Raw genomic sequence first — 19390 nt, 5'->3', positions numbered from 1 at the left:
GCCCGTTATCGTTGGTTGCCAACGCCGTTTCGTAGTTTGTTTTTATTTTTAATTTGGTTGTTGCTTAATAATAGTGTATCCGCAGGGCATATAGTATTAGCTACGTTTTTTGCGATATTTATTCCGCTATTAAGTGTTTCATTACGTGATCCGCAACCTTTAATACTAAAACCAGGTTTGGCACTAAAACAATTACTCATTGTACTTTACGATATAGTGGTTGCTAATTTACAGGTAGCCTTATTAATCATTGGTCCAGCTAAAAAGTTACGTCCTGCTTTTGTTAAAGTGCCTATAGATTTAATACACGATATGCCCATTACTATTCTTGCCAGTTGTGTATCTCTTACACCTGGTACAGTAAGTGCCGAGGTATATCCTATTCCTGAGTCACTAGATGAAGGCGAAAAGCCTAAACAGCGCTATTTACTTATACATGTGCTTGATTTAAAAGATGAAGAGGCACTTATTAAACAAATTAAACAGCGCTACGAAGCTCCCCTAAAGGAGATATTTCAATGTTAGATACTGTATTACTTATTGTATTTGCCATGATTGGTTTATCGTTACTGTTAAACCTATGGCGATTAATTATTGGCCCCTCAGTGCCTGATAGAGTTTTAGCCCTAGATACTATGTACATTAATGTTATCGCGTTAATTATTTTATACAGCATTAGTATGGGCACTGGTTTGTACTTTGAAGCCGCGTTATTAATCGCGATGCTTGGCTTTATAAGTACTGTTGCAGTATGTAAGTATTTACTACGCGGCGACTTAATTGAATAGGATATTAAAATGATAAGCGAGTGGGTTGTATCAATATTACTACTTTTTGGTGGGCTATTTATTTTAATAGGGTCGCTGGGCTTAATTAAATTACCTGATTTTTACATGCGCTTACACGGCCCAACTAAAGCAACAACATTGGGTATGGCCAGCATATTAATTGCTGCAATGGTGTTTTTTGCAACGTCGGTGCACACCATAAGCGTAAAAGAGATTTTAATTACCGTGTTTTTATTAATCACTGCCCCTATTAGTGGGTATATGTTAATAAAATCAGCGATTCATCATAAGCTTAAAGCAAAAGAAGGCACAAAAGGGCTCGATAACGTAGAAGACGATTAGCCCCTGTGCACTGATAAAAAGGCCAAATAAACATGTTTTATTTGGCCTTTTTAGTATGGGTTTAAACATTTACAAACTATTTTATACCCGTTCGCATAATTAAGTAATTTATTCTGAAGCTGGTAAAACGTGTTGATAATTTAGTAAAAAAATTAGCTATTTAGTTGTTCTGAATGAGCATTTTTTAACGTAAGTAGCGACCCGTTTAGCCCCGCAAAATGAGTAAGTATTATTGCGGATTGGTATTAATCATGTGAGTATGGTCTAACTTTTTATATTTAAGGATATGACAATGGCTAAGGCACTATTACTTTCGTTACTTATATTTTCTGGCAGCGTATTAGCTGACGAGGCAACTAAGCAGCAAAAAATAGATGAGCTGATAAACGTGATGAACATGGATGCTATGGTTGATTCTATGTACGGGCAAGTTGAAGGCATGATGAAAAACATGTCTGCACAAATGGGTGTTAAGCCCTCTGAGCAAGCTATTTTTGATAAATACTATGCAGATATGACCAACGTACTTAAAACCGAAATGAGCTGGAAAAAAATGCAGCCGATGATGGTTAACGTTTACGACAAACATTTTAACGAGCAAGAAATTGCCGACATGCTGGCGTTTTATAAAACTGAAACAGGGCAAAAAATTCTCCAAAAAATGCCAGTAGTAATGCAAGAGTCTATGCAAATGTCGCAAAGCCTAGTGCAAGATGCAATGCCAAAAATTCAGCAAATAGCCGGTGAGCTAAGTGAAGAGCTAAAAGCCTCTCGCCAACAAGAAAATTAATCTCTCTGCCTCTTTTTAAGCGCGCTCATTAGCGCGCTTTTATTTTATCAGCTCCAGTAAATTTAAATTATGCTTTAATGCTCCCCTCTATTGACCTGTGTGTCACACATAGGTTTACAATTGAGCTCTAAAATCTAAGGGGGCTAAATTATGTATGTTAAGCAATTAGCGAAGTTAATGGGTGTAACGCCTGATACAGTTCGTCATTACACACGAATAGGCCTTTTAACGCCCATACGTAGCCAAAGTAATGGTTATCAACAATATACAAAAGCAGACCGCCAACGTTTACAGTTTATTATAAGCGCCCGAAAGCTCGGGTTTTCCCTAAAAGATATACAGCATATCATTGGCGAGTCAGAACAAGGGCATTGCCCATGCCCACTTACACGGCAAATTATTGCAAAACGTTTAGAAGAAACCGAAGCCTTGTTTCAAGAAACCCTTAAATTACGAGTGCGTATGCAAGCGGCGTTAAAACAGTGGGAAACATCGGCAGACGGCGCTGTTGCAAGTGATGTGTGTAGCTTAATAGAGACGTTTGTTGACCCACTTGTTGAGCCAAATAAAAGCGGAGATGTGCAATGAGTAGCAGTAAAACAACAGAGCAAAACTTTATTATTGAAGGTGCTAATTGTGGCAGTTGTGTAGCCAAAATAGAAAAAGCCCTCAATAGTGTGCAAGGCGCAAACAATGTCGAAATGAACTTTGCAGATCGCACGGTACGAGTAGAGGGCAGCGCGCAGCAAAGCACATTAATTAGCGCCGTTGAAAATATAGGTTATGGCGCAAAACCTATGGATAACACATCAGAGCAAGATGCGCTTGATGAAAAAGCCAAGTCAGACGAGGCACATTACAAAAAGCTAATGCGCAACATGATGCTGGCTTTAAGTGTGGGCGTACCGCTTATGATTTATGGGCTTATTTTTGATATGAGCGTGACAACCACTAACCAGCGAATTGCATGGGGTGTGGTCGGTATTATCACGTTTGTCGTTATGGCTTTAGCAGGTAAGCAATTTTATAAAGGCGCATGGCAGTCATTTAAAAATCATGGTGCTAACATGGATACGCTAATTGCTTTGGGAACGGGCACTGCGTGGTTATATTCAATGTTTGTTGTACTTGCGCCTAGCTTACTACCTGAGGTTGCAAGGCACGTTTATTTTGAAGCTTCTTCAATGATAATTGGGTTAATTAGTTTGGGCCTGGCTTTTGAAGTGAAAGCGCGTGGACGTACTTCGCAGGCTATTAAGCGTTTAATTGGCTTACAAGCAAAAACAGCCCGTGTAATACGTGATGGCGCAGAGCAAGATATAGACATTAGTGATGTGCAAAAGGGCGATCATGTAAGGGTACGCCCAGGCGAAAAAATCCCGGTAGATGGTGATGTGCTCGAAGGTAGCAGCAGATTAGATGAATCTATGCTCACGGGTGAGCCTATGCCAGTGAGTAAGCAAGCTGGCGATAAAGTGGTTGCTGGCAGCATTAATAAAAGTGGTACATTATTATTTGAAGCCACACATATAGGCCAAGAAACAACCCTTGCCAATATCATTAATATGGTAAAACGCGCGCAAAACTCTAAGCCTTCAATAGGGCGATTAGCCGATGTTATATCGGGCATTTTTGTGCCCACAGTAATGATAATTGCGATACTAGCAGCCCTTGCATGGTTGAATTTTGGCCCAGCCCCTTCAATTGCTTATGCAGTGGTAGCGTTAACCACCGTGCTGATTATTGCATGCCCGTGTGCGTTGGGTTTAGCAACGCCTATGTCGGTAATGGTGGGAATAGGTAAAGCCGCCGAGTTTGGCATATTAATTCGCAATGGCGAGTCACTGCAAACTACCTCTAAAATTACTACCATGATTTTAGATAAAACCGGCACTATCACCCAAGGTGCACCACAGGTAACAGATGTTGTAACGTTTAATAACGCAGATGAAAATAACGTAATGCAATTAGTTGCAAGCCTCGAGAGTAGCTCTGAGCACCCACTTGCGGAGGCGATTACACAGTACGCTCAAAAACAAAATGTAACCTTGAGTAAAGTTACCGACTTTGATGCCATTACCGGTAAAGGTGTAAGTGGAACGGTGAATGAGCAAACACTGTTATTTGGCAATAAAGCGCTTATGGATAAATACGAGATTGCAGTTGATGACGCCACAGAGCAAGCACACACCTTTGCAAATGATGCAAAAACCCCGATGTACTTTGCCTGTAATAACCAACTTATGGCCTTAATTGCGGTGGCGGACCCGCTAAAAGAAGACTCAGTACAGGCAATCAAGCGCCTGCAAAATGAAGGTATTCATCTAGTAATGCTCACTGGCGATAATAAAGCGACCGCACACGCTGTGGCTAAAAAAGTCGGTATTGATGATTTTATCGCAGAAGTGTTGCCAGAGGATAAAGTAAACGAAGTCACTAAACGTCAACAGCAAGGCGAGATTGTAGGCATGACGGGTGATGGGATCAATGATGCCCCCGCGCTTGCTAAAGCAGATGTCGGTTTTGCAATTGGCACAGGTACAGATGTAGCCATAGAAAGCGCCGATATTACCTTAATGCGTGGCTCACTGCATGGCCTTGCCGATGCTATTGCCATTAGCAGCGCAACAATTAAAAACATTAAACAAAACTTGTTTGGTGCCTTTATTTATAACGTTGCGGGCATTCCTATTGCAGCCGGAGTGTTGTATCCGTTTATTGGTGTACTACTAAACCCAGTAGTGGCGGGCGCAGCTATGGCGCTTTCATCACTGACAGTAGTCACCAATGCCAATCGCTTACGTTTTTATAAAACCAATAAGCGCTAAGGAGTCGATAATGTTAATGATAAATTTACTTGGTGCAGTATTAATAGTGGCCATTATTTATTGGTTTTGGCTTTATAAGCCAAAGCAAATACACAGTAATGATAATACGCAAACTATAGTGGTAGATAACGGCGTTTATCAACCAAGTCATATAAAGGTGGCGGCCAATAAAAAAGTAACACTTACATTTGATAGAAAAGACAGTGCACCGTGCGCCGAAACTATGGTGTTCCCGCAGCTTGATGTAAGTGAAAGCCTTGCAATGGGAGATAATAAAATCACTTTGCCTGCACTAAAAGCAGGTGAGTACGACTTTCATTGCCAAATGAAAATGTATAAAGGTAAGTTAATCGCTGAGTAACCAGTAAGTTGATTAAGTAACATTAATACGGCCTAACTTTATGTTGAGCTAAACAACGGGTTATGTCGTATTAGTGTTAATTAAGCACACTAGATTATTTAATGAATAACTTAAACCCTAAAAAATTACTAAACAGTAAGTGGACTGCCACTCCAGCTATCAACAAAGAAAAACACTTTATAATTGTGGAAGTAGAATACGATGAAGAGGGTAATGTAATTGAATGCATTACCGAGTCGGTATTTTCTAAAAATCAGTACTCAATACGCTGGCGAGATTTAAAAGACACACAAAAATGGCGTCAAGGCTGGAAGTAGTTAAATTGTTTTTATACTTTAAAAACGCCAATTTGTTTTGCCCAACTAAATGTAATGCACTCCCTTTTTAATCCCTGCCTTTTACTAAATTCGCCATTTGGCAACAAATGCCTGTTTTTTACAGGCTTGCCATGCTTTTAAAAAATAAACGCTAAATATTTTTTAAATGTCAATATATTTCAATTGGTTATGTTTTAGGTTTTATGGCGTTTAATTGTTTTAATTAAGCTGTTCAGCTTTAGTTTATTCTTAAACTTCCCCAGATTATGTTTTTAGTTAGCTTTTAGCTCATGTGTGGCTTTTTTATAAATCATAAGCTGTTGATTCTATTGTTTTATTTTAAGTGGCTCATCTAACTGTTGCTAAAAAGCAACAAAAATACCCCTCGAAACTTAATGTTTTCATATATCGACCATGTAACTTATTGTTTATTAAGTAAAAATAAAACATGGCACTGAAGTTGTAATAGTTAAGCTGTATTAAGCAAAACGTGGGTAACGCCAATTGGCTACTCCCCTAACCCTATGAAGGATTTCATTATGAAAAAGGCACAATCAACATTGGTATTAATGGCTTTAGCCTCTTCATCAGCGGCTTTTGCAGTGACAGATTTTGACACACTCGATAAAGATGGCAGTGGCACATTAAGCCCGTTAGAAGCATCTGCTGATGCTGAATTAATGAGTCAGTTTACAAAACTTGATACTGACAAAAACAACGAGCTATCTAAGAGTGAGTTCGACAAAGCATAAGTGAGTGCTTTGAGTAGTTAACGCCCAGTGGCACGTTAATTCTGAGTTGCCAAAGACAACCTAAGTAGGCAAGGGAGCTTACCATAAAGAATAACAAGGACAGTGTAATACACAGGGCATTTTATTATAAATGCATAGCGAAGGAATCGTTATGTAAAAGCGATACCCAACTTTGCTTGCAATAGCGCTGGTATTTTCTGGCACATTTGCAAAGTTTGATACCAACACAAACGGTAAACTTTTTAAAGCAGAGGTTTTACAAGCGTAGACGATTAATGCGCTGTGGTGTAAGCATAATTCTGAGTTGCCAAAGACAACCTAAATAGGCAAGGGAGCCTATTAAAAAGAATAACAAGGAAGTGAATTGTAACCACCTCAGTGCAAATTTATACAGGTAATGCATATTATTGAAGGATTACATTATGACTAAGCTGAAAACAACACTTGTACTTATCACCTTGGTGTCATCATCGGTGGTATTGGCAAATACAGAGTTTAAAACACCTATGCAAGGCGAAGGTGGTTTAACAAACCAAAGTGATCAATCAGCAGAGCAAATAATGCAGCAATTAAATATGCAAAGCCGAAATGGCCTAACCGAAAACGATTTTTTTGAATACAAATAACCGATTCTCCCTTTATGGATCTCAGAAAAGGATTTCTTCCCCTTTGCCAATCACTTAGCCTAAGGAAATGATTATGAAAAAATTTATCGCACTTCTAGCCCTTGCCTCTTCATCAGCGGCGTTTGCCGCGGTCGACTTTAACAGTTTTGATGCCAATGGCGATGGCGTAATTAGCAAAACAGAAGCACAAGCCAACGCACAGTTAGCACGGTTGTTTGATAAGCTCGATACAGATAAAAATGGTGAGCTTTCACAGCAAGAGTTTTCTAAAGTACAATAATTTTATGGCGTAGTTTTACGCGCTTAAAATTTATCAGGTCATACTCACAAAGCAGTTAAGTAACATTTACTTAGCTGCTTTTTTTGTGCATGGCGCAGGCATAACGGCTTTTTCACCAAATAGGTGCAAATGAGCGCAAGTTAAAACCTTAACCTTATGAATAAAAACATTTTTTATACTTGGTTTTAAACTTGCTTAGTTAACGCTATAGCAATTGAGTGAGTACACAATTATGGCGCGAATGAGTTATATAAGTAGTGTTGAGCGCTACCATGAGTATGAGCAAGTAATACACAGCTTGCTTGACTCTATTTTAATGAGTATTGAAGATGGGCTTAACAAAAATCGAGATACGCGTTTTTTAGTAAAGCAATATCCCTTTTTAGAGCTGCAATATTGTTTAAACGAATCTGGGCTTCAGCAAGGCAATAACGTTTGCTTTAAGCGTGCCTATAAAAAATTGGCTGAGCAAGGTAATCAGCAAGACTTAAGTGAGCGCCCTTACTTTTTACAATCTAAACAAACCGATTCGGTGTGCTTTACCGATCCGTATATTTCTATCGCAACTAATCATTTATGTATTTCGGCTATTAAAGAGCTAAAAAAGCCAATTAACCAGCAGCATTATTTAGTGTTAGACGTATGCTTAACCCAGTTAATTGAGTTTGTAATGGGAGACAGCGCGCGTGCCGGTATTTCGCCTTATTTTAAAGCGGGTTATGGGGTGATTGTGGCGTGTTTATTTACTTTGGTACTCTTTTTACTGAGCATAGTATTTAACGATATATATGCATTATTAACCCACTTTGACTCAGCGTCTGATCCCCTCGAGCCCTTTAGCATTATTATATATATTACTTTAGCATTGGCCGTGTTTGATTTAGGAAAGACCATTCTCGAAGAAGAGATCTTAATGCATAAGGATATATTTAGACACTCTTCTACACGGCGCACAATTACCCGGTTTATATCTACCGTGCTAATTGCAATATCTATTGAGGCGCTATTAACCATGTTTAAGGCAGCGTTGGGGCAGGCTGAATACTTATTACCGGCCATTGCGATGATGCTTGCGGTGGTAGGGCTTTTAATAGCCTTGGCTATTTATGTGTATTTAGGAGCAAAAGCCGAAACCTTACTAATGCGGGCGCGCTCAAAATTAAAATCCTCCAAGTAGGAGGATTTTAATGCGATTGGTATGATTATTATTTAGCTTTAAACTTTACCTGCTAATGCGGCTTATCTTGCTCGCGCTTTGCTTTAAAGTCTGAGTCACTCGTCCATGTAGGCCAATCGCCATTGTTAGCAAGCTGTGTGGCTATATCAACAATAAGCTCTATGTCTTGCTTTACGCCACATAATGACCACTGCGGCGAGTAATCGTCGGCTTCTTTATGGTATTTATGCGCAATGTAATCAGGGTCGGTATCGCCAAGGCTCATAAATAATAAACTCGGCACACCTTGCTTAGCTAAAGAAAAATGATCTGATCTAAAAAACAAACCGTTTTGCGGGCGAGGGTCCATTTTAACAACGCGACCTTGCGCTTTTGCCGCGTTTGCTAGGTAGTTTTCTAGGGTGGATAAATCGTTACCGTATTGCAAAATGTAATCGGTGCCATCTAGCACGTTCATTCCGTCAATATTTAATAGCCCGACCATTTGTTTAGTGGGCACAACGCCACCGGTTGCAAACTCTTGCGAGCCAATGAGGCCAGTCTCTTCTGCGGTAAAATTAGCAAATAAAATAGAGCGTTTAAACGGTGTTTGTTGGTGGATTTGATTCATAATGCGGGCAATTTCAAGTGTGGCCGCTGTGCCAGAGGCATTATCCACTGCACCGTTATAAATTTTAGGGCCGCTGTCGGTTTGCTTGGTACCAAAATGATCCCAATGAGCACCTATTACCACGTATTCATTAGGGGCGCCGGTTCCTGTAATTTGCGCAACTACGTTATGTGATTTGGCATGCGATACTTCGTTTTTAAATGAAAGGTTGGCTGTTAAATTAAGCGCTGTGGCTTTAAAGTCATCACTTAAAGCCTTTTGTTTTAAATTTTGGTAGTTAAGCTGTGCGGCATTAAAAATTTGCTCAGTAGTATTAAGTGTTAGCCAGCCCATAACTGGGAGCTTAGAAGCGTTTAGGTTATTGTCCATCAGGGTGTATTTAGTCCCTGTGTTTGAGCTTTCAACCACGCCCCAAGGGTAAGCCGCAGGGGCAGTTTCGTGCACAATAAATACCGCTTTGGCACCTTGGCGTGCGGCTTCTTCGTATTTGTAAGTCCAGCGGCCGTAGTAGGTCATAGCATTACCTGTAAATAACGCATCGTTTTGTGTAGCAAAGCCTGGGTCGTTTACCAATACAATAACGGTTTTACCTTCAACATTAATGTTTTCGTAATCGTTCCAGTTGTATTCGGGGGCATTAATACCGTAACCCACAAATACAATGTCAGAGTTTCGTACATCTATTACTGGCTGTAATTGCTCTGTACGGGCGGTAAAATCGTTACCTGCTTTAAACTTTAAGTCGCCCACCTGCAATTGCATATTTTGATTGGCCGTGACCATTGCCATTTTTACCGGCTGTAAAAACTTGCCATTATACGCCCCAGTTAAACCCATAGCTTCGTATTGCTCGCTCAAGTAACCCACGGTTTTTACTTCACCATGAGTAAGTGGGCCGCGACCTTGAAAGTCATCAGAGGCTAGCGTTTTTATATGCTGTTTAACGTTATTTAGGCTTACGCCGGGCGTATTTTCTAAAGAAGAATGCTCGCTTGCAGGTTCAGAGCAACCAAAGAGAGCGACTAGCAGGCTTAGGCAAGCGCTTTTAAAAAAAGTAGAGGCCATAGTTTTCTGAATAGTTTTAAAAATTGGCTTTTAATATAAAGGAAGCACTGATGTGAGTCGAATATTTATCATCTTGCCAGTTCTATTTTTCAAAAATTGAAAATTGCCGGTGTAGGGTGTATAAATAATCGACAACAATAAATGGAGCACACACAATGAGCCAATCTAAAAAAAGCGGATACCTGTTTATAGGCAGCGGCGTAGCATTTTTTGCAGCAGCTTTGCTCGCACAGCAAGCGATGTTTTTTGCTTTAGCTGCATCTTTTGTAGTGTTAGGTACAATTAGTATAAAAAAAGCGGCTTAATAGCCGCTTATTTAATTAACACCTTGTAATAAATACCTTTAAAACACCTACCAAATTAGTTTTTCCACCATTTATGGGTTATTGCAGCGTCGGTAGGGGTAAATATTTGTCCAAACTCGGGTGTACTCAATGTTACGTTATTTATGTTGCTTGCAGCCGTTACTCGTTCAAATGGGTCAACCCAAGCATGAAACGCCAAGTCAAACGTACCGTTATGAATAGGCACTAAAGTTTTACCTTGTAAATCAATATGAGCTTGAACCGATTGCTCTGGTGTCATGTGTATATCGGCCCAATCTTTGTCGTAGGCGCCTGTCTCAATTAGGGTTAAATCAAAAGGACCGTACTTGTTACCAATTTCTTTAAAGCCTGCGAAATAACCCGAATCACCACTAAAATAAACACTTTGCTGGGAGGTTTTAATAACCCACGAACCCCAAAGTGTGTTGTTTGCATCACTTAATCCACGGCCCGAAAAATGCTGGGTAGGAGTAAAGGCAACTAATGCATGTTCGGTTTGTAACTCCTGCCACCAGTTAAATGTGCTAATTTTGTTTTCATTCACTCCCCACTTAACTAAATCGGTATCTACACCAAGTGGCACATAAAACTGCTTAGTTTTTGCAGACAGCTTTTTAATAGCTGATTTATCAAGGTGATCGTAATGGTTGTGCGAAATAAGCACCTTATCGATTGGTGGCAGTTCGCTAATACTAATAGGTAATTTAGAAAAGCGCTTTGGCCCTACAAAAGAAAAAGGAGATGCGCGCTCACTAAATACCGGATCGAGTAACCAGTATTCGCCATGCACTTTTAAAAGCACGCTAGAGTGGCCAAGTTTAATGACATGCACAGTATTATTTGCAAGGGAGTTAAGCATTTTTGCTGTAACACTTTTAATTGCAATGGGCTTTTTAGGTGTAATGTTGGTACGCTTTTCTGTTATGTAACGCCCTAAAATTCCGAGTGTTTTCTTAAAGCTATTCGGCTCAACCTGTTGATGGTTATGAAATCTACCATTTTCGTAGTTATCTACATTAGGTGCTTCATTAACACCTTGCGCAACTATCTGTTTATTCACGCTACAACCTCCAAAAACAATGATGGCGATGATCACAACTACCCATTTTATAAATGTCATCGTTAAACCTTAAAGTAAACTAATGAGTGTAGTTTTTCATCGTTTTGATGAAAAGTAAACTATGCAGTGCATTTTTTTATTGTTTAGTTAAAATGTAGCTATTAATAATTGCAGAACCCATTATGAAATTATCAGAAAAAAAACGCATAAATATTCTTCAAGCAGCAGAGCATCTGTTTTTTGAAAAAGGTGTAGAGCACACTAGTATGGATCAAGTTGCTGCAAAAGCGGAGGCTTCTAAGCGAACTGTTTATAATCACTTTGCGACAAAAGAAGAGTTATTTCAGGCTATTTTAACGACTATGCTGGCTAAAATTAATCATGGTGATGTTATTTACTTTAATAAAAATCAACCAATTGATTTGCAGCTTACTGCTATTGCCGAGCAAGAAGTGGCTATGCTTACATCGCCTGATTTTTTACGTTTAGCTAAAATTGCCTTTATGCAAATGCTACAAGAGCCGCAGCTAGCAAAGTCTTTAAGTAATAATACTATGGGGTGTATGACTTATTTAGAAGATTTTTTAGAGCAAGCTAGAACAGCAGGTGTTTTAAAAGGTGATGAGCTAAATATAGCTGCTAAACAGTTTGTGTATCAATTAAAATCGTTTGTGTTTTATCCGCTACTTTATGGGTTTGAAACAATAACAGAGCAGCAAAATAATAAAGTAATTGAACAAACAGTCAGCTTATTTCTGGCTAAATATAAAGCGTAAACTTAAAAGTAAAAAACCAGCAAATAGCTGGTTTTAATCATATAGCAAGTAACTAATTACTCATCTGCGTATTTTACGCGAATTTTGCTTTTATCAACACTTAATTGATTAAGTGCTTTAATAGCGCTTCTACTTTCTATGTCGTTTGGCATTTCTACAAAGGCAAAACCTTTTGATAAACCAGTGTCTTTATCTAGCACCAAGTTACAGGTAGTTACTTTACCGTGTGCTGCAAACAACGTGCGAAGGTCTTGCTCTGTGGTAGCGCGAGACAAATTACGAACTAATAATTTCATATATAACCTAAATAAGGGGTTCGCTGAGGATTATCTCAAGTAACTTGGCTTTAACCTAATTTTATTTTTACCCTTTTATTTAAAGTTGTTTTTCGCAAATAGCTCAGCTAACAATTATAAAGCCATACTGGTAATAAAGATCTAGTTATTAAAACAAATAATTGGTAAGTTATATTTTACTTTATTTACTTACCATTAACCTGGGCTGGTTGTTTATGTCAAAGTTTGGCTTGCGTGTTTTAACTATTACTTGTGTTTGTTCTTTGGGTATTTTAGCTGTAGGGTGCGGCAGCTCAGGGTCAAAAAGTGAGCCTGTAAATGCATCGGTTGTAGCGCAAAACGCCGCAGTAATTAGCGGTCAAACAGCTGTAAGTATTGAAAATACCCGCGATATAGCAATTACAGGTGAACTATCTATAACGGATGCACAAGCCAATGAGGCAGTATTTAAAACGCAAAGCAATAACACCACAACTTATGGTTCATTTAGCTTAACTGAGGATGGTAATTGGTCATATACACTTAATGGCGAGCATGCCTCTGTGAGTGCACTAAACGAGGGCGAAACCTTACTTGATGAGATAACCGTCACATCGGCAGGTGGCACCGAAGCGAAAGTGTCTATAAGCATTATAGGCACTGCAGGCCCTAATGACTTTATAGTAACGCAAGAAACAACCCTCAATGCCGATGGCGAAAATACAGGGCTAAGTGCTTATACATTAATAGAAAATGCGTTTAGTGAAGGTGCAATTGAATCGCCTGATATGTATAGCGGTAATCATCAAGATGTTGTGCATATTATTGAAGATACTGACCCAATCATAGGTAATCACTTTGTGTTTTTAGCACATCGTGATGAAGACCAAGATAAAGATAAGGGCGCAACCGACCGCCAGCGCAACGAAATAAAAGCCTTTGATAAATCGCCCGCCGCAACACTTGCCTTTAAAGACGAAACCGTACAATACAGTTGGAAGTTTAAAGTCTCTAGCGAGCTTGAGCTAAGTAGTAAATTCAGTCACTTTTTCCAAATAAAAGCCCGTAACGATAGCAACGACAATACCAATGGCAACGACGACCAACCTATTATTACGCTCTCTGGTGCACAAAAAAACAGTACAGGTAATCAGCTGCAAGTACGTTATAGCGCAGGCTTTGATGAAAACGGTAACAGCACAGGGCTTGATAAAAACCTTATCGAAACCGACTGGTCACTCATTACTGATGAATGGGTAGCGGTATTTGTACAAGCCACTTTTAGTGAAGCGGGGCAATTTGAAATGACCCTAACCCGCTTAAGTGACAACGAAGAGCTATTTAGCATTAGCGAGCAAAACATAGATATGTGGCGAGGCTTTAGCGATGATGATTTTGCCCGTCCTAAATGGGGTATCTATCGTTCAATAGTCGAAACCGATAGCCTTCGCGCTGAAGAAGAGCAGGTACGATTGGCTGATTTTGTGATTAAAAAAGGCGTTTTAGCGCAGTAAATATTTGCCTAGTTTTTTATCGTGGCTACTTACACGTTGTTGAATAATAGCCACTATGTGACGGCGTATCCACTGCAAACCGGCATCGTTGTCTTGGCGCTTATGCCAAATAACAGAGACAGGCGTTGGTGGCGTATCAATAGGGCTTTTTAAAACCACGAGCTTATTGGTAAATATTTCCTGCTCAAGCGCTATTGAGGGAATGACACAAATAAGATCGGTATTTTTAAGAATATTAGGTACATTTGCCGCGTTATTTACCGTCATCGCTACTCGGCGTTTTAACCCTAATACTCTTAGTGCTTGATCAGATGGCCCTAAAATATCGCCCGTAATTGATACTAATAAATGATCTGTATTAGCAAAGTCAGTAATACTTAATGGGGCATTAGCAAGCGGGTGGTCAGGGCGCATAAGTACAACATATTTAGGCTTTAATAAGTGCTCGGCTCTAATAACGTTTTCAGACAGGGTGTAGCGATTAATTGCCAGTTCGGCTTCGGCGTCTTTAAGTACATTGGCAGCCTCTACCGCCCGATTCGGGATTGCATGGATATTAATGCCTGGGGCCTGCTGCTCAATAATTTTACGAAGAGGTCCCCATATCATTTCTACAAATATATCAGCGGCAGAAATCCGAAAAGTGCGCTGCGCTGTCGCTGGGTTAAATTCACTTTGGTTTATAGCATGCTCTAATGATCCAAGTGGCCCCTGTATTTGCCCCCATAAATTGTTAGCAAATGCAGTAGGTTGAATATTTCGGCCATCTTTTATAAATAACTCTTCTCCCCACGCTGCGCGCATACGTGCAAGCGCATTAGATACCGCAGGTTGTGTCAGCGATAATTGCTCTGCTGCACGAGTGATACTGCCTTCAGTCATGATGGCATCAAAAATCATTAGTAAATTAAGCTCTTGAGGACGCATATAGCACCGTTATAAATTTTAAATGTAAGATTATTTTACATCATTTTTAGTGATGTGTTTTATACAATAATATAATTATTTTTATGCTTTAGTCGCGTTCATAATATAAGCAGATTTTAACACAACTCGTACAGCAAGAGAGTTAACCATGTCAGCTATATATAAATTTACATACACGTTTATTATTGCGCTATTAGCGATAATACTGGGTGCATGCAGCGATAAGCCAAGTTCTATTCAAAGTAATGATGATTCTACGCAAGGGGTGGCCGTAGAAGTGGCCGAAGTAATAAGTCAGCGAATAACCGAGTGGGACAGCTTTACAGGGCGGCTAGAGTCGCCGCAAATAGTGTCTTTGCGTCCTCGCGTATCTGGTTATATTGAAGCGGCAGTATTTGAAGAGGGTGAGCTGGTAAATAAAGGCGACACCTTATTTTTAATTGATAGCCGCGAATTTAATGCACAAGTAAACCGCCTAACAGCGCAACTTGATGAAGCAAAAAGCCGCTTAAAACTAGCAAAGCAAGATTTTAATCGAGCTAAAGAGCTATTTAAAAGTAAATCAATATCTAAAGAGTTATTAGAGACCCGAGGCGCAGAGGTTGACCAAGCAAATGCCTACGTAGCACAAAGTAATGCATCCCTTGAACTTGCACAGCTAAACAAAACCTTTACACGCGTAGAAGCGCCTATTTCTGGGCGAGTGTCTCGTGCGTTAATTACCGAGGGCAACTATGTCAGTGCAGGGCAAACTGTAATGACCTCTATTGTCTCTACAGAGCAGGTTTATGCCTATTTTGATATTGATGAAGCAACATGGCTTAACTATCAACAAGCGCACCTTGATAACAATCAACCTACCGCGTTACCTGTGGCGATGCGTTTAGCGAATGAGCAAAATTACCAACACTGGGGCAAGCTTGATTTTGTTGATAACCAAGTAAATACCCAAACCGGTACATTACGTGTGCGGGCTGTATTTAATAATCAAGACGGCGCGATTTTACCTGGGTTATTCGCCCATTTAAAATTAGCAGGGGGCAATACTGAGCAAGGTATTTTAATTGCTGAGAAAGCCATTGGTACCGATTTAAATAATAAATACGTTTTAACGGTTGATGAGCAAAATAAAGTGCAATACCGCGCCATTACTTTAGGCGACAAAGTGGGTGAGCTACGAGTTATTAAACAAGGTTTAAAAAGCGGCGAACGCATAGTAGTTAATGGCTTGCAGCGCGTGCGCTCTGGCGTACTCATTAAGCCAGAATTAATTAATATGGCAAAGCAAAGTACTTTAAACGAGTTACAAGCATGGCAGCAAAAGGTTGATAATCAAAACCGCTTAGCCAATGCCGAGCCAACACTTGAAATAGGCATGTAATAATGAATTTTTCTCAGTTTTTTATTCATCGACCTATTTTTGCAGCGGTTTTATCTATTCTTATTTTTATAGGGGGTGCCATAGCCATATGGCAATTACCTATTACAGAATACCCAGATGTAGTACCCCCAACAGTTGTTGTTACAGCTAACTACCCAGGTGCCAATCCTAAGGTAATAGCCGAAACCGTGGCCACAGTGCTTGAACAAGAGATAAACGGCGTAGAAAACATGCTGTACCAGTCATCGCTTGCAAACTCTGCCGGCACCATGACATTAACAGTCACCTTTGCGATAGGAAGCGATCCTGACGAAGCAACTACCTTGGTACAAAATAGGGTAAATAGAGCAATACCTCGCCTACCAGAGGAAGTACAAAGGCTAGGTGTAGTCACCGAAAAGTCATCACCCAACCTTACCCTCGCGGTACACATAACTTCGCCTACAGGGCGATACGACAGTTTGTACCTGTCTAATTATAGCGATCAATTTATAAAAGATGAGCTAAAGCGCATTAATGGCGTGGGCCAAGTACGTGTATTTGGCGCAGGCGATTACAGTATGCGTGTGTGGCTAGAGCCTAACAAATTAGCGGCGCTCAATTTAAATCCAAGTGATGTAGTCAATGCTATTCGCTCGCAAAATCAGCAAGCTGCAGCAGGAAGCCTAGGCGCACAACCCATAGGCACCAGTGAGTTTCAATGGCTTATCAATGTAGAAGGGCGCTTAATAGAGCAAGACGAGTTTGAAGAAATAATCGTAAAAACGGGTGATAACGGCGAAATTACACTGCTAAAAGATGTTGCTAGAGTAGAGCTAGGTGCAGATAGTTATACCCTTAGGCCACTTCTTAATAATGAATCCATTGCCGCTGTGCCTGTTTTTCAAGCACCAGGCTCTAATGCATTACAAATTTCTGACGATGTGCGCGCTAAAATGGCTGAACTATCGGCGCTATTTCCAGAGGGTATGAGCTATGAAATAGTGTATGACCCTACCGTATTTGTAAGGGGCTCTATTGAAGCCGTAGTCGATACATTATTTGAAGCGGTTTTATTAGTTGTGTTGGTCATCGTGCTGTTTTTACAAACATGGCGAGCATCTATTATTCCGCTAGTGGCAGTGCCAATTTCATTAGTGGGCACTTTTGCTTTTATGCACTTAATGGGATTTTCACTTAATGCGTTGTCGTTATTTGGCTTGGTGTTAGCAATCGGTATTGTTGTTGATGATGCCATTGTTGTGGTCGAAAACGTTGAAAGAAACATCAGTGAGGGATTAAGCCCCATTGATGCAACCACTCAAGCAATGAAAGAAGTAACAGGGCCTATTATTGCCACTACTTTAGTGCTTGCTGCGGTGTTTATTCCTACTGCGTTTATGAGCGGTTTAACAGGGCAATTTTATCGTCAATTTGCTCTTACAATTACTATTTCAACAGTGCTTTCTGCCATTAACTCGCTTACGCTGAGCCCCGCGCTGGCTGCATTATTACTCAAACCTCATGGGCAAGACAACGATTGGTTAAGTCGTGCCATTAATAAATTATTTGGCCGTTGGTTATTCGCGCCTTTTAACAAAATGTTCGATAAAGCCTCGGGTAAATACACAGGAGCCGTTGGCCGAATAGTGCATAAGGGCGGCATAATTGGTGTGCTATACGTTGGTTTACTGGCCTTAACGTGGCAGCAGTTTGAAAATACGCCAACAGGGTATGTTCCGCCGCAGGATAAAATGTATCTCGTCGCTTTTGCGCAATTACCTAATGCAGCATCGCTAGATCGCTCTGAAGCGGTGGTTCGCCAAATGTCAGAGATAATCAGGGCGCACCCAGGCGTTAGTGACGCCGTCGCCTTTGCAGGTTTAAGCATTAATGGTTTATCTATAAACCCAAGTTCGGGGATGATGTTTACACCCTTAGAGCCGTTTTCAAAGCGGCAGGGCCCGCGCATGTCAGCAGCTGAAATAGCGGAAGATTTAAATAAACAACTTAGTCAAATAAAAGGCGCTAATGTTGCTATATTTCCGCCTCCTCCAGTAAGGGGAATGGGCACTATTGGTGGCTTTAGGCTGCAGCTTGAAGATAGAGGCTCATTAGGGTTTGACACCTTGCAGCAAGTAACAAATGAAGTCATTGTTAAGGCTAAAGCCGACCCCGCCCTTGCTAATGCGTTTACCAGCTTTACAACCGACGTACCACAGCTAGATGTAAAGGTAGACCGTAAAAAGGCACTAAGCTTAGGGCTTGAAATAAACCCCCTATTTGAAGCGATGCAAGGCTATTTGGGCACAGTTTATGTGAACGACTTTAATTTATTTGGTCGCACGTATCAGGTAAATGTGCAGGCAGATGCACCCTACAGAGAAGATGTAGAGCAAATTAAGCAATTAAAAGTGCGCAATAAAAATGGCGATATGATCCCCCTTGGCGCAGTGCTTAGTATTGAACATAGTTTAGGGCCGGATAGAGTAATGCATTATAACGGCTATGTTACGGCTGAGGTTAACGGCGTACCCGCACCAGGGTATAGCTCTGACCAAGCTAAAGCCGCAATAGAAAAAATACTCGATGAAACACTGCCAATGGGTATTGCGTATGAGTGGACAGACATAACCTATCAGCAAATTTTAGCGGGCGATACTTCAATGTATGTATTTCCACTTATTGTATTGCTTGTATTTTTGGTTTTAGCAGCGCAGTACGAAAGCTTACGTTTGCCTGTCGCTATTATTTTAATTGTGCCTATGACATTGCTAAGTGCGCTGATTGGTGTGGCTATTTATGGTGGTGATAATAATATTTTCACCCAAATTGGCCTAATCGTGTTGTTTGGACTGGCCACTAAAAACGCTATTTTAATTGTTGAGTTTGCAAAAGAGCTGCAAGATACCGGTATGGATGCATTTAATGCCATTAAAGAGGCGAGCCGGTTGCGATTACGCCCAATATTAATGACCTCAATAGCATTTATTATGGGGGTTGTACCTATGGTGTTCTCATCGGGAGCAGGCTCTGAAATGCGCCAAGCTATGGGCGTTGCGGTATTTTCTGGCATGATAGGCGTAACGGTATTTGGCTTAATACTTACACCTGTGTTTTATTATATACTTAAACGCAGTGGTAAAAATTAAACCGACAAAAAAGCCCTTAGCAATTTAATTGCTAAGGGCTTTTTTAATGCGTTTTAAAAAGTAA

The 19390-nt window shown here is 40.3% G+C and carries 21 protein-coding genes; 17 read left to right on the top strand and 4 right to left on the bottom strand.

The genetic code is table 11. From position 1 onward, the window contains the following. From B2R65_RS11325 to B2R65_RS11270, 12 genes are all read left to right on the top strand, one after another. Positions 1 to 525, top strand: a 525-nt coding sequence (locus tag B2R65_RS11325; protein WP_286742705.1) for a Na+/H+ antiporter subunit E, incomplete at its 5' end; no start/stop codon positions are given. After that, the gene (locus tag B2R65_RS11320) at positions 519 to 788 is read left to right on the top strand and encodes a K+/H+ antiporter subunit F (RefSeq protein ID WP_004585896.1); all 270 of its coding nucleotides are present in this window, start codon (positions 519 to 521) and stop codon (positions 786 to 788) included. The genes B2R65_RS11325 and B2R65_RS11320, both read left to right, overlap by 7 nt. 9 nt (positions 789 to 797) lie before the next feature. Beyond that, complete coding sequence (locus B2R65_RS11315; protein WP_004585897.1) at positions 798 to 1130, top strand: Na+/H+ antiporter subunit G; 333 nt, start codon at positions 798 to 800, stop codon at positions 1128 to 1130. Positions 1131 to 1422: 292 nt separating this feature from the next. Continuing rightward, the gene (locus tag B2R65_RS11310) at positions 1423 to 1920 is read left to right on the top strand and encodes a DUF2059 domain-containing protein (RefSeq protein WP_054982209.1); all 498 of its coding nucleotides are present in this window, start codon (positions 1423 to 1425) and stop codon (positions 1918 to 1920) included. A gap of 150 nt (positions 1921 to 2070) precedes the next feature. Further along, positions 2071 to 2508 carry a MerR family transcriptional regulator gene (locus B2R65_RS11305; RefSeq protein ID WP_024033781.1) on the top strand — a complete coding sequence of 146 codons (438 nt, stop codon included), beginning with the start codon at positions 2071 to 2073 and terminating at the stop codon, positions 2506 to 2508. After that, positions 2505 to 4748 (top strand): heavy metal translocating P-type ATPase, encoded by a 2244-nt coding sequence (locus B2R65_RS11300; protein WP_286742700.1) that lies wholly within the window; start codon positions 2505 to 2507, stop codon positions 4746 to 4748. The genes B2R65_RS11305 and B2R65_RS11300 overlap by 4 nt, the downstream gene beginning before the upstream one ends. Positions 4749 to 4758: 10 nt before the next feature. Beyond that, entirely contained in the window at positions 4759 to 5109 is a 351-nt protein-coding gene (locus B2R65_RS11295) for a cupredoxin domain-containing protein (RefSeq protein ID WP_024033779.1), read from the top strand. A gap of 101 nt (positions 5110 to 5210) precedes the next feature. Continuing rightward, positions 5211 to 5426, top strand: coding sequence for a TIGR02450 family Trp-rich protein (locus B2R65_RS11290; RefSeq protein WP_024033778.1), 216 nt, complete (start codon positions 5211 to 5213; stop codon positions 5424 to 5426). 539 nt (positions 5427 to 5965) lie between these two features. Further along, positions 5966 to 6178, top strand: a complete 213-nt coding sequence (locus B2R65_RS11285; RefSeq protein WP_004585903.1) for an EF-hand domain-containing protein — start codon at positions 5966 to 5968, stop codon at positions 6176 to 6178. 422 nt (positions 6179 to 6600) lie between these two features. After that, on the top strand, positions 6601 to 6804 hold the full coding sequence (locus tag B2R65_RS11280) for a hypothetical protein (protein ID WP_024033777.1): 204 nt from the start codon (positions 6601 to 6603) through the stop codon (positions 6802 to 6804). A 73-nt stretch (positions 6805 to 6877) separates the two neighbouring features. After that, positions 6878 to 7084, top strand: coding sequence for an EF-hand domain-containing protein (locus B2R65_RS11275; protein ID WP_029772194.1), 207 nt, complete (start codon positions 6878 to 6880; stop codon positions 7082 to 7084). 232 nt (positions 7085 to 7316) lie between these two features. Continuing rightward, positions 7317 to 8261 (top strand): EAL-associated domain-containing protein, encoded by a 945-nt coding sequence (locus tag B2R65_RS11270; protein ID WP_054982213.1) that lies wholly within the window; start codon positions 7317 to 7319, stop codon positions 8259 to 8261. A gap of 52 nt (positions 8262 to 8313) precedes the next feature. Here the strand turns inward: B2R65_RS11270 and B2R65_RS11265 are convergent, their stop codons facing one another. After that, positions 8314 to 9936, bottom strand: a complete 1623-nt coding sequence (locus B2R65_RS11265) for a M28 family metallopeptidase (protein ID WP_286742689.1) — start codon at positions 9934 to 9936, stop codon at positions 8314 to 8316. 155 nt (positions 9937 to 10091) lie between these two features. On the opposite strand from B2R65_RS11265, the gene B2R65_RS11260 reads away from it, so the two are divergent. Then, positions 10092 to 10241 (top strand): hypothetical protein, encoded by a 150-nt coding sequence (locus tag B2R65_RS11260; RefSeq protein WP_024033773.1) that lies wholly within the window; start codon positions 10092 to 10094, stop codon positions 10239 to 10241. Between the two features lie 55 nt (positions 10242 to 10296). Here the strand turns inward: B2R65_RS11260 and B2R65_RS11255 are convergent, their stop codons facing one another. Further along, on the bottom strand, positions 10297 to 11322 hold the full coding sequence (locus B2R65_RS11255; protein ID WP_371370264.1) for an MBL fold metallo-hydrolase: 1026 nt from the start codon (positions 11320 to 11322) through the stop codon (positions 10297 to 10299). A 182-nt stretch (positions 11323 to 11504) separates the two neighbouring features. On the opposite strand from B2R65_RS11255, the gene B2R65_RS11250 reads away from it, so the two are divergent. Next, entirely contained in the window at positions 11505 to 12098 is a 594-nt protein-coding gene (locus tag B2R65_RS11250) for a TetR/AcrR family transcriptional regulator (protein ID WP_024033771.1), read from the top strand. Between the two features lie 56 nt (positions 12099 to 12154). Here B2R65_RS11250 and B2R65_RS11245 read toward each other — a convergent pair whose 3' ends face one another. After that, positions 12155 to 12394, bottom strand: coding sequence for an RNA recognition motif domain-containing protein (locus B2R65_RS11245; RefSeq protein ID WP_024033770.1), 240 nt, complete (start codon positions 12392 to 12394; stop codon positions 12155 to 12157). Between the two features lie 215 nt (positions 12395 to 12609). On the opposite strand from B2R65_RS11245, the gene B2R65_RS11240 reads away from it, so the two are divergent. After that, positions 12610 to 13887: a VCBS domain-containing protein gene (locus tag B2R65_RS11240; RefSeq protein WP_286742681.1), complete on the top strand. Its 1278-nt coding sequence runs from the start codon at positions 12610 to 12612 to the stop codon at positions 13885 to 13887. Here B2R65_RS11240 and B2R65_RS11235 read toward each other — a convergent pair. Beyond that, a complete protein-coding gene (locus B2R65_RS11235; RefSeq protein ID WP_024033768.1) occupies positions 13876 to 14814 on the bottom strand; it encodes a LysR family transcriptional regulator in 939 nt (312 codons plus the stop codon). The genes B2R65_RS11240 and B2R65_RS11235 overlap by 12 nt on opposite strands. 148 nt (positions 14815 to 14962) lie before the next feature. Here B2R65_RS11235 and B2R65_RS11230 point away from each other — a divergent pair, with 148 nt between their 5' ends. Continuing rightward, positions 14963 to 16195: an efflux RND transporter periplasmic adaptor subunit gene (locus B2R65_RS11230; RefSeq protein ID WP_029772185.1), complete on the top strand. Its 1233-nt coding sequence runs from the start codon at positions 14963 to 14965 to the stop codon at positions 16193 to 16195. A 2-nt stretch (positions 16196 to 16197) separates the two neighbouring features. Continuing rightward, the gene (locus B2R65_RS11225) at positions 16198 to 19326 is read left to right on the top strand and encodes an efflux RND transporter permease subunit (RefSeq protein ID WP_286742676.1); all 3129 of its coding nucleotides are present in this window, start codon (positions 16198 to 16200) and stop codon (positions 19324 to 19326) included. Positions 19327 to 19390 lie beyond the last annotated feature (64 nt).

Source organism: Pseudoalteromonas sp. UBA2102, from assembly GCF_002331165.1.
Classification (GTDB): Bacteria; Pseudomonadota; Gammaproteobacteria; order Enterobacterales; family Alteromonadaceae; genus Pseudoalteromonas; species Pseudoalteromonas atlantica.
The sequence above is the reverse complement of the archived record's forward strand: the minus strand, read 5'-3'. Positions and strand labels throughout refer to the sequence as shown.

Excerpts from the sequence above, each read along its gene's own strand:
- B2R65_RS11275 (WP_029772194.1), top strand. The coding sequence starts at position 6,878 with ATGAAAAAATTTATCGCACTTCTAGCCCTTGCCTCTTCATCAGCGGCG.
- B2R65_RS11295 (WP_024033779.1), top strand. The coding sequence starts at position 4,759 with ATGTTAATGATAAATTTACTTGGTGCAGTATTAATAGTGGCCATTATT.
- B2R65_RS11305 (WP_024033781.1), top strand. The coding sequence starts at position 2,071 with ATGTATGTTAAGCAATTAGCGAAGTTAATGGGTGTAACGCCTGATACA.
- B2R65_RS11310 (WP_054982209.1), top strand. The coding sequence starts at position 1,423 with ATGGCTAAGGCACTATTACTTTCGTTACTTATATTTTCTGGCAGCGTA.
- B2R65_RS11320 (WP_004585896.1), top strand. The coding sequence starts at position 519 with ATGTTAGATACTGTATTACTTATTGTATTTGCCATGATTGGTTTATCG.
- B2R65_RS11285 (WP_004585903.1), top strand. The coding sequence starts at position 5,966 with ATGAAAAAGGCACAATCAACATTGGTATTAATGGCTTTAGCCTCTTCA.
- B2R65_RS11290 (WP_024033778.1), top strand. The coding sequence starts at position 5,211 with ATGAATAACTTAAACCCTAAAAAATTACTAAACAGTAAGTGGACTGCC.
- B2R65_RS11230 (WP_029772185.1), top strand. The coding sequence starts at position 14,963 with ATGTCAGCTATATATAAATTTACATACACGTTTATTATTGCGCTATTA.
- B2R65_RS11315 (WP_004585897.1), top strand. The coding sequence starts at position 798 with ATGATAAGCGAGTGGGTTGTATCAATATTACTACTTTTTGGTGGGCTA.
- B2R65_RS11240 (WP_286742681.1), top strand. The coding sequence starts at position 12,610 with ATGTCAAAGTTTGGCTTGCGTGTTTTAACTATTACTTGTGTTTGTTCT.
- B2R65_RS11225 (WP_286742676.1), top strand. The coding sequence starts at position 16,198 with ATGAATTTTTCTCAGTTTTTTATTCATCGACCTATTTTTGCAGCGGTT.
- B2R65_RS11270 (WP_054982213.1), top strand. The coding sequence starts at position 7,317 with ATGGCGCGAATGAGTTATATAAGTAGTGTTGAGCGCTACCATGAGTAT.
- B2R65_RS11250 (WP_024033771.1), top strand. The coding sequence starts at position 11,505 with ATGAAATTATCAGAAAAAAAACGCATAAATATTCTTCAAGCAGCAGAG.
- B2R65_RS11245 (WP_024033770.1), bottom strand. The coding sequence starts at position 12,394 with ATGAAATTATTAGTTCGTAATTTGTCTCGCGCTACCACAGAGCAAGAC.
- B2R65_RS11260 (WP_024033773.1), top strand. The coding sequence starts at position 10,092 with ATGAGCCAATCTAAAAAAAGCGGATACCTGTTTATAGGCAGCGGCGTA.
- B2R65_RS11300 (WP_286742700.1), top strand. The coding sequence starts at position 2,505 with ATGAGTAGCAGTAAAACAACAGAGCAAAACTTTATTATTGAAGGTGCT.
- B2R65_RS11235 (WP_024033768.1), bottom strand. The coding sequence starts at position 14,814 with ATGCGTCCTCAAGAGCTTAATTTACTAATGATTTTTGATGCCATCATG.
- B2R65_RS11280 (WP_024033777.1), top strand. The coding sequence starts at position 6,601 with ATGACTAAGCTGAAAACAACACTTGTACTTATCACCTTGGTGTCATCA.
- B2R65_RS11265 (WP_286742689.1), bottom strand. The coding sequence starts at position 9,936 with ATGGCCTCTACTTTTTTTAAAAGCGCTTGCCTAAGCCTGCTAGTCGCT.